Source organism: Enterobacter cloacae complex sp. 394I7, from assembly GCF_057320345.1.
Genome location: NZ_JBXWCR010000003.1, coordinates 376,800 through 389,879 on the forward strand (window position 1 = coordinate 376,800; position 13,080 = coordinate 389,879).

General features: G+C 56.3%; 15 protein-coding genes. 3 read left to right on the forward strand and 12 right to left on the reverse strand.

What is annotated here, in order from left to right; translation table 11 throughout:
• Positions 1-99 precede the first annotated feature (99 nt).
• From dagF to pmbA, 10 genes are all read right to left on the reverse strand, one after another.
• Positions 100-840, reverse strand: coding sequence for a 2-dehydro-3-deoxy-phosphogluconate aldolase (gene dagF, locus AC2FAP_RS15230; protein ID WP_047355607.1), 741 nt, complete (start codon positions 838-840; stop codon positions 100-102).
• Positions 837-1,955, reverse strand: coding sequence for a DgaE family pyridoxal phosphate-dependent ammonia lyase (locus AC2FAP_RS15235; protein WP_104440427.1), 1,119 nt, complete (start codon positions 1,953-1,955; stop codon positions 837-839). Before AC2FAP_RS15235 ends, dagF begins: the two co-directional genes overlap by 4 nt.
• Positions 1,939-3,072, reverse strand: a complete 1,134-nt coding sequence (locus AC2FAP_RS15240; protein ID WP_047743208.1) for an amidohydrolase/deacetylase family metallohydrolase — start codon at positions 3,070-3,072, stop codon at positions 1,939-1,941. The genes AC2FAP_RS15235 and AC2FAP_RS15240 overlap by 17 nt, the downstream gene beginning before the upstream one ends.
• 42 nt (positions 3,073-3,114) lie before the next feature.
• Positions 3,115-3,756 (reverse strand): DUF4310 family protein, encoded by a 642-nt coding sequence (locus AC2FAP_RS15245; protein ID WP_014882285.1) that lies wholly within the window; start codon positions 3,754-3,756, stop codon positions 3,115-3,117.
• A gap of 13 nt (positions 3,757-3,769) precedes the next feature.
• Positions 3,770-4,546, reverse strand: coding sequence for a DUF4311 domain-containing protein (locus AC2FAP_RS15250; protein WP_485452984.1), 777 nt, complete (start codon positions 4,544-4,546; stop codon positions 3,770-3,772).
• Between the two features lie 22 nt (positions 4,547-4,568).
• Positions 4,569-4,868, reverse strand: a complete 300-nt coding sequence (locus tag AC2FAP_RS15255) for a DUF4312 family protein (protein WP_006810338.1) — start codon at positions 4,866-4,868, stop codon at positions 4,569-4,571.
• A gap of 2 nt (positions 4,869-4,870) precedes the next feature.
• Entirely contained in the window at positions 4,871-5,233 is a 363-nt protein-coding gene (locus tag AC2FAP_RS15260; protein ID WP_003830384.1) for an SFCGS family glycine-rich protein, read from the reverse strand.
• Positions 5,234-5,243: 10 nt separating this feature from the next.
• Entirely contained in the window at positions 5,244-5,582 is a 339-nt protein-coding gene (locus AC2FAP_RS15265) for a glycine dehydrogenase (protein ID WP_014168376.1), read from the reverse strand.
• A gap of 318 nt (positions 5,583-5,900) precedes the next feature.
• Complete coding sequence (gene cybC / locus AC2FAP_RS15270) at positions 5,901-6,287, reverse strand: cytochrome b562 (protein ID WP_014168375.1); 387 nt, start codon at positions 6,285-6,287, stop codon at positions 5,901-5,903.
• Positions 6,288-6,328: 41 nt separating this feature from the next.
• On the reverse strand, positions 6,329-7,681 hold the full coding sequence (gene pmbA / locus AC2FAP_RS15275; protein WP_020882904.1) for a metalloprotease PmbA: 1,353 nt from the start codon (positions 7,679-7,681) through the stop codon (positions 6,329-6,331).
• A gap of 95 nt (positions 7,682-7,776) precedes the next feature.
• On the opposite strand from pmbA, the gene yjgA reads away from it, so the two are divergent.
• Positions 7,777-8,328: a ribosome biogenesis factor YjgA gene (gene yjgA / locus AC2FAP_RS15280; protein WP_014168373.1), complete on the forward strand. Its 552-nt coding sequence runs from the start codon at positions 7,777-7,779 to the stop codon at positions 8,326-8,328.
• Positions 8,329-8,420: 92 nt separating this feature from the next.
• Here yjgA and mpl read toward each other — a convergent pair whose 3' ends face one another.
• A complete protein-coding gene (mpl, locus tag AC2FAP_RS15285; protein ID WP_025205787.1) occupies positions 8,421-9,797 on the reverse strand; it encodes a UDP-N-acetylmuramate:L-alanyl-gamma-D-glutamyl-meso-diaminopimelate ligase in 1,377 nt (458 codons plus the stop codon).
• Positions 9,798-9,994: 197 nt separating this feature from the next.
• On the opposite strand from mpl, the gene fbp reads away from it, so the two are divergent.
• Entirely contained in the window at positions 9,995-10,993 is a 999-nt protein-coding gene (fbp, locus tag AC2FAP_RS15290; protein ID WP_020882906.1) for a class 1 fructose-bisphosphatase, read from the forward strand.
• A 148-nt stretch (positions 10,994-11,141) separates the two neighbouring features.
• Entirely contained in the window at positions 11,142-11,498 is a 357-nt protein-coding gene (locus AC2FAP_RS15295) for a helix-turn-helix domain-containing protein (protein WP_025205788.1), read from the forward strand.
• On the opposite strand, the gene AC2FAP_RS15300 is transcribed toward AC2FAP_RS15295, so the two are convergent.
• Positions 11,470-13,041 carry a methyl-accepting chemotaxis protein gene (locus AC2FAP_RS15300; RefSeq protein WP_025205790.1) on the reverse strand — a complete coding sequence of 524 codons (1,572 nt, stop codon included), beginning with the start codon at positions 13,039-13,041 and terminating at the stop codon, positions 11,470-11,472. The genes AC2FAP_RS15295 and AC2FAP_RS15300 overlap by 29 nt on opposite strands.
• Positions 13,042-13,080 lie beyond the last annotated feature (39 nt).

Consider the following 13,080-nt stretch of genomic DNA (forward strand, 5'->3'; position numbering starts at 1 on the left):
TGCGGTTTGTGCCCCTCACCCTAACCCTCTCCCCAAAGGGGAGAGGGGACGATTACACCCTCTCCCCTTTGGGGAGAGGGCCGGGGTGAGGGGTAAAGACTACTTAGCCAGCTTCTTCGTCATCTCCAGCAGCGTACGCACATCTTCCGGACGCGTGTCGCCGCTGGCTTTGTCGATAATCGAGCTGTAGATATGCGGAATGATTTTACTCACGCCCGCATCAAGGGCGATCTGCAGGATCGCTTCATAGTTCTCCAGATCGATCCCACCGGTCGGCTCGAGCCAGAAGTCGTGACGGGCGCAGGCTTCCGCCACCGCGGTGTACTCATCGCGGCACTTCAGACCGCCCATCGGGAAGTATTTGATGGAGCTGCCGCCAAAATCTTTCAGCAGGGCAATCGCGGTTTCAACCGGCACAATGCCGTCCGGCGCCGTGCTGCTCAGCGGACCGGTGGAGATTTTCACCTTGCCAACGGTGCCGGTCGGAGAGACCAGGCCGTTGACCACGGATTCACTCTGCCCCAGCAGCGCACGGCTGGTTGCCACGCCGGTGAACACCTGGTTAACGTGCTGCGGCTGCACCTGACGGGCGATCTCACTGACCATCCCGGACTGGTTCGGATCGCCCGCGCCGAGGCCCACAGAGAGCGCATTATCGATAAGCTGAGCGTAGTCGCGCATATCGGCAACCGCACTGGCGACATCCGGGTAATTTTTGGAGAGCACGCCCACCAGCACGTGGCCTTCCGCCGCCTCGTAAATGGCGCTGGCGTTGGCTTTCGATCCTGCCAGCACGTTCAGGCAGACGCGGTCACGGTAAAAGTTGGGGGTCAGTTTCATGCCTTTTTCTCCTGTCCTAACACTTCACTAATGCGGCGATAAACAATGTTCAGCTGATCGGCATTCACGCTGCGCACGTCCGCTTCGATAATCCCTTCGTTGGCCTTGTAGCCACGGAAGTAAATGGCGTACTCGCCCTGCTTCAGCGCGGTCACCAGGTCGCCGGTGCCAACACCGGTGGTAGCTTCATCAAACTTAATCTCGGTACGGGCGATATCGCGACCGGCACTGTCCCAGACCACGCGTGCCGTCACGCCGTTAAGGGTATTAAGCGCGTCAATAAATGGCGTCATCTTCGCCACCATCTCTTCGCCGCTCTCTTTGGTCGCCGTCAGGTAGTGTTCGATGGCACAGGTGAGGCCGAGGATCCCCTCTTTACCCACTTTCATTGCGCGGCCAATCCCCGCCGTCTGGCGTTTCACCCACTCAACATACTGCGTTTTGCCGATCACCAGCCCGCTGGTTGGCCCTTCAATCGCTTTCGCACCGCTGTAGATAACCAGATCGGCACCGGAGCGGTAGTAAACGTGAAGATCTTCTTCCGCGGCCGCATCCACGATCAGCGGCAGATCGTGCTTACGCGCCACCACCGCCGCCTGCTCTACGCTGAGCATGCTTTTCTGCACGCAGTGGTGAGACTTGATGTAAAGAATGGCCGCGGTACGCGGCGTGATGGCCGCCGCCAGCTGATCGGCGGAGCATTCGTTCGCGTAGCCCGCTTCCACCAGCTTGCCGCCGCCCAGCGCCACCATGGTGCCTACCGGTGCGCCAAAGTTAACGTTATGGCCTTTCGGCAGCACGATTTCGTTGTTCTCAATCGGGGTGACGTGCAGGTTCTCCAGCAGCCAGTCGCTGTCTTTGACTAGCACCGCCGCCACGGACTGGGCGATGCCCGCTGACGCGCAGGAGACCACCGTCGCCCCTTCCACATCCAGCAGCTTCGCGATGTATTCGCCGGTTTTGTTGACCAGATCTTTCATCTCGAAATAGTGATTCATGCCATCCATCGCCGCCTGCACCACGTCCGGCCGCGGCGTGGAGACACCCAGCGCCGTCATACGGCCTGAGGTGTTGATGACTTGCTTTAAGTGATACTTCTCATAAATCGAAGGCATGTTCCGTGCTCCCTTGTTCGGTCATGTAGCCCTTGCCTGCGCGGATGGCGGCAAGCGGCACCAGAATGTGTTCAGCCTGCAGGCTGTCATTTTCAGCATCCACCAGTAGCGTTGGCTGGCGTTTTATCGTGAACAGCGTCAGGTCGGCATCAAGACCTGGCTGAATACGGCCTTTGTGCGTCAGACGCAGCCCGTCGGCGGCGTTCGCGGTGACGCACTCAATCACCTGCGGCAGCGACATGCCGATGGCGAGAAACTTCGACATCACGCTTGCCAGCGACCCTACCGGGCCGTTAATACGGTTGCGGCAGTAAATATCCGAGCTGATGGTGTGTGGCAAAATGCCCATCGCAATGGCGCGTCTCGCCACCTCAAAGCTAAAGCTCGCCGTACCGTGCCCGACGTCCAGGCGCACACCGCGTTTCAGGGCGGAGGTGATGGACGCACGCAGTTCACCGGATGGCGTCAGAATGCGGTTCGGCTTGCCGTTGTAGCAGTGGGTGATGATGTCGCCTGAGCTGAGCAGGTCGGCAATTTCATCGAGGTTGGGCGGGTTGTTGCCAATGTGCACCATCAGCGGCAGGTCGCCGTTCTCTGCCTGGATGGCTTTCGCGTGCTCAAGCGGCGTAATGCCGTTTTCGCCGACCACGCTGCTGCTCATGCGCGCTTTCAGGCCAACGATAAAATCCGGGTAGCGCGTGACGGCCTGCTTCACGGCCTTCGCATCAATGTTGGCCATATTGGCCAGTTCGTTCTGGGCAATCAGCCCCACGCGGGAGATGTTCAGTAAGGCATAAACGTCGGTTGAGGCTTTACGGGTGATTTCATAAAAATCGTCCACGTCATCCGCGCCGGTACTGCCGGCATCCACCACCGAGGTCACGCCGGTGGCGATGCCCACGCTGTCCGGTTCGTCGTGATAAATAGGGGAGTTCGGGTAGCAGTGAACGTGGGAGTCAATCCAGCCTGCGCTGACGAACACTTCACCGTTCAACTCAACCGTTTTGCGGGCGGCCGCGGTAATGTCGCCCAGCGCCGCGATTTTTCCGTCCTGAATGGCGATATCGGTCAGGGTATCGTCGGTGAGGCGCGCACGGCGCAGGAGTAAATCGAACATGAGGATCTCCTGATAAGGCGGGCGCCGGAGCGCCCGCGGGCATTAAAGGGCGACCGGGAACAGCCAGCCCAGAATCATTGCACCGAGAATGGCGCCACCGGTAATCGGCTTCTGCCAGATATAGAACAGCAGCGCACCCACCAGAGAGCCGACACCAATAGGAATGGAGGCGGTCATGGCGCTGAGGATAATCAACGGCCCGAGGAAACGACCGGAGGCGTTACCGGCCCCCATCATCACGTCCGCCCCGTAGGTGGAGTTGCTCTGATTGATGGTGAACTTACGCGCCAGGATGATGACGTAGCCAATTGCCAGGCCAATCACCAGGCCGGTGATCAGCGCGGCGATAAAGTTGGTCACCGGGAACATGATGCCCGCGCCCAGCAGCAGCGCCGGAACCCCGAGGCCCACCCCGGTCTGGATCGCCCCGCCGATATCAAGGATACCGACCAGCGACCCTTCGATAATACGGGCGAACAAGAAGCTGGCACCGAACGCCGCCACCGCGCCGTAAACGCCGGTATCCATCCCCGCTTTCAGCATCGCCACGAAGGCCACTTCGTTGAACGCGCCGATGCCGTAGAGGTAGTACATATGCGTCCCGGCGAAAACACCGGAAGAGAGCAGGCCAACGAAGATCGGGAACGACCAGTCGGCATACCAAAACCCTTTATTCTGTTCCATGTCGAGGCTCCTGTTATTTACCGCTGAGCGCGTTGTGGATCATGTCGAGCCAGTTCGGCACGGTCAGATGGAAGGATTCGATCATCTTCATGTCGAAGCCACGGAAGAAACCGCTCAGCACGAACAGCGCCACGATGGCCGCCATCATCACTTTGGTGACGTGGTTCCATCCGCTCTCTTCAACGCCCTTACCAATCAGGATACCCAGCACCAGACCCGGTACGACGTTACCCATGATCAGCTGCGCCGCGCCGCCAAAAATGGTGGCCCAGAAGCCCGATTTTTTACCCGCATCGATGGCGGCCAGCCAGAAGATCACCGGCATCACGGTGTTGACCAGCAGGTTTGCCGCAGGCACCAGCACCTTCACGGCGGTCACCTGAAGCGCAGCCGGAACAGAAGAGGCGGTGAGGTTAAGGAAGGTGACGACAATCATGCCGATCACGCCGCAGGCAATCGCCATTTTGCGCGGATCGTGCAGCGTTTCGCCGACGTTACGGTTTTTAATCATCAGTGCTGCAGCACCCCAGTTCGGGATGATGCGGTGGTCAACGTCCTGTGTGAATGCACCTGCAGCCACGGAAGAGGCCCAGGCGTTAAAGAAGAAGCCTAACCCAAAGGAGAAGTGAGATGCCGGATCCCCTTCACAGGAGTTCAGTTCCCCCAACGTACGAAACGCGCCCATACCCTGAGTGGTAGGCGCATGAAACATGCGTGCAGCCCCGGCCCCCACACCGACGCCAACCAGGCCGCCAATGATGAGCGATTTTATTAATATAATTAAGAACATCAGTCTGCCCTTTTATGAATAATCAGCGTTGCGTGACGAAATCCACCTGGTCGAGATTGATGGCAGTCACGTTGACGGTCACATCCAGCTCCACGCTGTAGGTGCGTCTTTCCCGGCGCAGAAAGAAGAACAGAAAAGCTTCTTTACGCACCGCTTCTTGCGCCTGAACGACCTGCACATCCTGTGGCTCAATACGCAGTAAGATATGCGGTGAGGCTTTCATCACCGCGGCCTGAACGTGGTTGAGCGCATCAGCAAAGGCGCGCGCTTTAGCGTCGCCTTTGCCCTTCACTCTCACCGTGGTTGTGAACTGTTCTTTCATGCTTATGCGCCGTGTTTCTTCTGCCACGCCTGAACCAGACGCTCGCCCAGCTCTTCTTTATCCATAAAGCCAAAGCCCAGCACATTGCAGCCTTCATTGATGGCGGTGACGCCTTCATCCACTGAACGCATGCCGTATTTGGCTTTGTAGCCATATTTGGTTTGTGCGGTGATGGCACCCGCGCCGCCGCTGCCGCAGAAGGAGATGCCGAAGGTGGCATTTTCCGCTTTCATCACGTCACCGAGCTTCATGTCTGCCGCCACACCCGGCACGACAACCGCGCGTCCACCGGCTTTTTCAACGCCTGCCGCCACTTTCTGACCTTTACCCAGGCGATCGCCAATCACGACTGTAATCTGTTCCATGTGTTGCTCCTTAAAGGTTGTCTTTCGCGACTTCGAAGTGAACGGAGAGCAGCCAGGCCTCTTCATCAGGAAGGTTGCCAAACTGCGCGACCACTTCACGGGCAAGCCGCATTGAATCGGGAGAAATTTCGTCGAACAGCTCGGCTTCAACCTCCGGCAGCGGCTCGCCGGTCACGGACCGGTGCGCCATCGCGCGAACATGAGAGGTGAGCATCTGTTCCTGTACTGCGTTGGGGATGATGTTGTGCCGGGCCAGCAGGGCATACACCTGCGCCAGCATAGTGTTAGCGAGCTGCTCTGTTTGCACCGCCTGATCTCCAACGTCGTTCATTACCGCTCCGTTAATCACTCGTCTTACCCCGTTAATGGCTCTGGAATAAAACTAACGTTGGGGGGGAATTGTTTGTAGCGAGTTGTTTTCCACTTCGAAGTGGAAAGGCGAGCACCGGCAGTGATCTGTGCCACATAAATATGCTGAATATAGATAAATCACTGTATTTACGTGATGAATATCACGCTATCTGACGGCAATTAAGGGGGCGTGGGAGCGAAAAAGATTATGGGCAGGCGTGCAAATATGTGAGGTGGATAAGGTTTTCTTATGCCCGGAGAGCAAACATGCGGGGGCGATTAACCGCCCCCGCACGGGGAAAGCGCGTACCGAGAATTAACGATACTTTTTGTGATAGGTATTACGCGTGGTCACAAACTGGTCAGCTGCCGCCTGGGCTTCCTTCACTTTGCCTTCGTTGGCAAGCTTCAGTGCACCGTCAATCTGACCGACCAGCACGTCAAAGCCGTGGCGGTAGTCTTTCATCTCAGCGCTGTCTGCCGCTTTATTTTCCAGCTTTGGCGGCGTGGATTTCTGCGCGTCCAGTGCCGCTTCACGCATTTTGGTCAATGCGCCTTTCATTTCCGCCGCATTGTCCGTTTTCTGCACCACCTTCAGGTTTTCACTGAGGATGCCCATGTCGTCTTCAAGATCGGCAGCAAACGCAGAAGAACCAAGAACCAGCGTTGACGCTGCGACGATCGCTAACAGGTGTTTACGCATTGCTCACTTCCTTTTTTATTATTAAAACGCCTTTACGGGTATTACTGCCCGGCGATTTTCATCTCCGGTAAGAGGACTGAACCACACTGTATATTGCTACGTGTTTCAATATCGTTACCGACAGTAACAATATTGCGCCACATGTCTTTCAGGTTGCCGGCGATGGTAATTTCGCTTACCGGATACTGAATTTCACCGTTCTCAACCCAGAAGCCCGCCGCGCCGCGCGAGTAATCGCCGGTAATGCCGCTTACGCCCTGGCCCATTAACTCGGTGACGACCAGACCGGTGCCCATCTCTTTAAGCATCTGCTCAAAGCTCAGGCCCTGACCCGCGATTCGCCAGTTGTGAATGCCGCCCGCGTGACCGGTGCTTTTCAGCCCCAGCTTGCGCGCGGAGTAGTTGGTCAGCAGCCACTGCGTCAGAATGCCGTCTTTGATGATATCGCGGCGCTCGGTGCGCACACCTTCGCTGTCGAACGGCGTCGAGGCCAGCCCTTTCAGCAGGTGCGGATGCTCTTCAATGGTCAGCCATTCCGGCAGGATCTGCTTGCCCAGCGAGTCAAGCAGGAACGTTGATTTACGGTAAACGGAGCCCCCGGCAATCGCCCCCACCAGGTGGCCAAACAGGCCGGTCGCCACTTCATTGGCAAAAATGACCGGGGCTTTCATGGTGGAGAGTTTACGTGGCGACAGACGGGACAGCGTGCGCTGCGCGCATTCTGCGCCAACCCACTCAGGTGACTGCAAATCGCCCAGCGCGCGACCGATGGTGTAGGCGTAATCACGCTCCATATCACCGTTCTCTTCAGCGATAACGCAGCTGGAGAGCGAATGGCGCGTTGAGCAGTAGCCCTGCAGCATCCCGTGGCTGTTACCAAACACTTTGATACCGTAGTGGCTGTTAAAACTTCCGCCTTCGGTATTGGTGATGCGTTTATCGGCCTTCAGAGACGCCTGCTCGGCACGGGCAGCCAGTTCGATCGCTTCGTCCGGCGTCACTTCCGCCGGGTGGAAAAGATCGAGATCCGGGGCATCGAATGCCAGCAGCTCTTTGTCGGCAACGCCGGCGTAAGGATCGGGCGAGGTGTAACGCGCAATATCCAGCGCAGCCTGCACCGTACGGGCAATGGCATCCGGGCTGAGATCGGTCGATGACGCGCTGCCTTTGCGATTCTGGTGATAAACCGTGATCCCCAGGGCGCCATCGCTGTTGAATTCTACATTTTCCACTTCACCGTAGCGGGTGCTGACGCTGATGCCGGTGGTTTTGCTTACCGCCACTTCGGCGCCGTCTGATTTACCTGAAGCGAGCGTCAGCGCGGTGGAGACGGCTTCTTCCAGAATCTTACGCTGCGCTTCAACTTGTGAGGTTACTTTCATCGCAAATGCCATACTGTAAGAGAGAGTTAATTGAAGTCTAACAGAGAACCGTTTTTCAGTGCGCGTCTTAACTGGTAACATTAGCCTCTTTTTTTAAGGAGCCTGACATGACTAAGCAGCCCGAAGACTGGCTCGACGACGTTCCCGGTGATGACATCGAAGACGAAGATGATGAGATCATCTGGGTCAGTAAAAGTGAAATTAAACGTGACGCCGAAGAGTTAAAACAGCTTGGCGCGGAAATGGTAGAACTGGGTAAAAACGCGCTGGATAAACTCCCGCTCGATCAGGATCTGCGCGATGCCATTGAACTGGCACAGAAAATCAAGAAAGAAGGCCGTCGCCGTCAGCTTCAGCTTATCGGTAAAATGCTGCGTCAGCGTGACGTTGAACCGATCCGCCAGGCGCTGGACAAACTGAAAAACCGCCACAACCAGCAGGTTGCGCTGTTCCATAAGCTTGAGCAGATCCGCGATCGTCTGATTGAACAAGGTGATGATGCGGTACCGGAAGTACTGAACCTGTGGCCGGATGCCGATCGCCAGCAGCTGCGTTCGTTGATCCGCAATGCCCAGAAAGAGAAAGAAGCGAACAAGCCGCCGAAGTCTGCACGCCTGATTTTCCAGTATCTGCGTGAGCTGTCTGAAAACGAAGAGTAAGCACAGCATCGTTGAGTGCCCTTAACCCCGCCCCTCTCCCTGTGGGCGAGGGAGAAAAAGCCCGGTAAGCGTGAGCGCTACCGGGCTTTTTTTTACTCGGCGACCGCCTGCGCTTTCTTCGCCAGACCGTCCAGCAGCTTCTGATGAATCCCACCAAAACCGCCGTTGCTCATCACCAGAATGTGATCGCCAGGCTGTGCGGCTTTCACCACCATATCCGCCAGCGCGTCCACATCCGCACTCCAGTGCGCAGGCTGAATGCAGGCATCGGCCACTTCGGCCACCTGCCACGGAATATGCTGCGGCTGCAGCAGGAAGACTTCATCGGCACGCCCTAAGGATGGCGCAAGATCGTCTTTGCAGATGCCCATTTTCATGGTGTTCGAACGCGGTTCCAGCACGGCCAGAATGCGGGCGGTCCCGCCGACTTTGCCGCGTAAAGCTGCAAGCGTCGCCAGAATGGCGGTCGGGTGATGCGCAAAATCGTCATACACCGTGACGCCGTGGGCTTCACCGCGCAGCTCCAGACGACGGCGGGCGTTAATGAACGAGCCTAACGCATCCGCCGCATCCGCAGGCTGAACGCCCACATGACGTGCCGCGGCAATCGCCATCAGGCCGTTGTGCATGTTGTGCTCGCCCACCAGGCCCCACTTCACCTCACCCACTTTCTCACCGTCGAGCAGCACTTCCCACTCGGAGGCATCCGCGTTAAGTTTTTTCGCCTGCCAGTGCCCCTGCTCGCCCACCAGCTCCTGCTCGCTCCAGCATCCCATCGCCAGGGTTTGCTTCAGGTTGATGTCGTTTTCCGGCAGGATGATGCGGCCCTGACCCGGAACGATGCGCACCAGATGGTGGAACTGTTTCTGAATCGCTTTCAGGTCGTCAAAAATATCGGCGTGATCGAACTCAAGGTTGTTGAGGATCAGCGTCCGCGGGCAGTAGTGCACGAACTTGGAGCGCTTGTCGAAGAACGCGCAGTCATACTCGTCGGCTTCGATCACGAAGAACGGGCTGTCACCCAGACGCGCAGAAACATCGAAATTACCCGGTACACCCCCGATTACAAAACCTGGCTTATAACCACAGGCTTCGAGGATCCAGGTCGCCATTCCGGCGGTCGTGGTTTTGCCATGCGTTCCGGCTACGGCAACGACCCAACGGTCGCGCAGCACGAAATCATGCAGCCACTGCGGGCCAGACATGAACGGAATATTGCGTTCCAGAACCGCCTCAACGCACGGATTACCGCGGGTCATGGCGTTGCCAATGATCACCAGATCCGGCTCAGGATCCAGCTGGCTGGCATCGTATCCCTGAATCAGAGAGATGCCCTGTTTCTCCAGAAGCGTGCTCATCGGCGGATACACATTGGCGTCCGAACCTGTCACTTCATGGCCCAGAGAGCGCGCCAGCATTGCCAGTCCGCCCATGAAAGTGCCACAAATCCCCAATATATGAATGCGCATACGTCACTATCCTTCTTCAATGTGGCGCACATTTTACTCACATGTCAGCGACAGCGAAACGCATTTCAGGTAAATCCGTATATTGCTGGCGCGATTCACCTCTGCGCTAATATTTGAATGTTTGTTAAGATTGTTGGGCTTTAGTCGTTTTAGTGAACATACAATCGCTCTACTCACAAAGATGCAGGGAAAGTGTTATGAAAACGTTAGGTGAATTTATTGTCGAAAAGCAGCACGAGTTTTCTCATGCTACGGGTGAACTCACTGCTTTGCTGTCGGCAATAAAGCTGGGCGCTAAGATCATCCACCGTGATATCAACAAGGCCGGTCTGGTCGATATCCTGGGTGCCAGCGGTGCCGAGAACGTTCAGGGCGAGGTTCAACAGAAACTCGATCTGTTCGCAAATGAAAAACTGAAAGCTGCACTGCGCGCGCGCGACATCGTGGCGGGTATCGCCTCCGAAGAAGAAGATGAAATTGTCGTTTTCGAAGGGTGTGAACACGCTAAATACGTTGTGCTGATGGATCCGCTGGACGGTTCCTCTAACATCGACGTTAACGTTTCTGTCGGTACCATTTTCTCCATCTACCGCCGCGTCACGCCTGTTGGCACGCCGGTGACAGAGGAAGATTTCCTGCAGCCGGGCAGTAACCAGGTGGCGGCCGGTTACGTCGTTTATGGCTCCTCCACCATGCTGGTGTACACCACGGGCTGCGGCGTTCACGCCTTTACTTACGATCCCTCGCTGGGCGTTTTCTGCCTGAGCCAGGAACGTATGCGCTTCCCGGAGAAGGGCAATACCTACTCCATCAACGAAGGCAACTACATCCGATTCCCGAACGGCGTGAAGAAATACATCAAGTTTTGCCAGGAAGAAGATAAAGCCACTCAGCGCCCGTACACGTCCCGCTATATCGGCTCGCTGGTTGCTGACTTCCACCGCAACCTGCTGAAAGGCGGTATCTACCTCTACCCAAGCACGGCAAGCCACCCTGACGGCAAGCTGCGTCTGCTGTATGAATGCAACCCAATGGCGTTCCTGGCCGAACAGGCTGGCGGCAAGGCGAGCGACGGTAAAGAGCGTATTCTGGACATCGTGCCGGAAAGCCTGCACCAGCGTCGTTCGTTCTTTGTCGGCAACACCCATATGGTTGATGACGTTGAACGTTTTATCCGTGAGTATCCGGACGCATAACCCATAACACGGGGAGCCCTTCAGGCTCCCCGCTTCATTTATATATTTTACCGTATAAGTGTTTATAAAAAACACGCTTTAATATTCGGTTTTGCTCCTGCATTATTTCCATAACAGTTTGACAAATATTTCCTGGAGCCTAATCGTCATGAAAAATTATTCCCGTGCTAATACCGGCATTGATTTAAATCTTATCCCTGTTTTTATTGAAGTGGTCCGTTGCGGCAGTATGGCAAAAGCCTCCGTACGTCTGGAGATGTCGCGCCCCGCGGTGAGTCTGGCATTAAAACGCTTTAATCAGCTGTTTGACGAGCCGCTATTTTTCCGCAAAGGGTTATATCTTGAGCCGACTGAAAATGCATTAGCATTAACCCAGTCTCTGGAAATATTAATGGGCGACATTCACGATAATATTGGCGCATTAAATTCCGCGACACATAAAACCCCGACACAGAATGCGCCGGGGCGGGAAAATATTATGCCGCTGTCTGAGCCGTCAGTTTAAATGATGCCATGGCGTCCATCAGCTGACGCGATTGCTCTTCCAGCGAGCGCGTCGCGGCAGAAGATTGCTGGACCAGCGCCGCATTCTGCTGCGCGGTTTCGTCCATCTGATTCACGGCAATATTCACCTGCTCAATGCCGCGACTCTGCTCCTGGGACGCGGTCGCAATCTCGCGCATCAGTTTGGTCATGCGCAGTACTTCTGTTGCGATCTCATCCATCGTTTCGCCAGCCTGCTGCGCCAGCTCGCTGCCTTCGTTTACGTGGGTCTGAGAATCACTGATAAGCGAACGGATCTCTTTTGCTGCGTCAGCGCTGCGGCTGGCGAGGTTTCGCACTTCACCGGCGACAACGGCAAACCCGCGCCCCTGCTCACCCGCGCGCGCCGCTTCCACCGAGGCGTTCAGCGCCAGAATATTGGTCTGGAAGGCAATGCCGTCAATGACGCTCAGAATATCGGCGATGCGTGCCGAACTGCCGGCGATATCACGCATTTTTTCAATGACGTAGCAGACCATTTCGCTGCCGTGATCGGCGGTGTCAGACACGGATTTCGCCAGCTGGTGCGCCTGCTCGGCGTTGTCTGCATTGAGTTTCACCGTGGCGGTGATCTCTTCCATGCTGGCGGCCGTCTGCTCAAGCGATGTCGCGGTGGATTCCGTGCGCTGGGCAAGATCCATGTTCCCAGCCGTCAGCTCGCGGCTGCCGGTATCAATTTGCGAGCTGGCATCACGTACCCGTAAAACCGAGTTCATCAGAGACTGCCGCATCCCCTCAATGGCCGCGTTCAGGCGGTTAAACTCCTGGCTCGCCGGGTCATTCAGCGTGTGGGTTAAATCGCCCGCCGCCACGTTCTCCAGCTGAGCAATGGAGGCCGAAAGCGGTTTGAGCAGCATGTGACGCAGTACCAGCCACGCCAGCACAATAATGCCAGCCGTCAGCAGCGCGGCCACCACGATCAGGATCAGTACCCGGTTTTTGCTCGACTGCACGGCCTTCACTTCCGCTTTCCCGCGCGCTTCGCTCCATTTCTGAAAGACCTGCATATCATTATCAAACTGCGCCGCCACCGGGATCAGCGTGTTCTCCAGCAGATCGTAATAGCTGTCTGCGCTCTGATCGTTCAGGGCTTTCAGCATCGGGTCGATCCCCTGCTGGTTATAGGTCGCCAGACTCGCGGCCACCTTATCCAGCAGTTTTTGTCCCTGCTCATCCGCCACCCCGCCGTCGATCACGCCTTTCAGCGTTTTACGGGCCTGGGCAATCTCCTGATTGATGTTTTTCACCGATTTGGCCGCATCATCCAGCATGCCGATTTCCATCATCCGGACCGCCTGACCCGCTTCATTACGCGCGCGCAGGATCAGGGTATAGCCAGAATTAAGCTGCACCATCTGCTCACCCTGAAGGTGGTTGATGCGCTGGAGTGATGAAGAACTCTGTGTGAGGGCATAAATGCCAATGCCGCTGACAATCAGCAGCAGAAGGGTCATAACGGCCAGTAAAGAGAGCAAGCCGGTACGAATCGATAGCGTTTTAAGCATGATATTATTTCCGGTAGCGAGATATTTCTGGGCATAAAA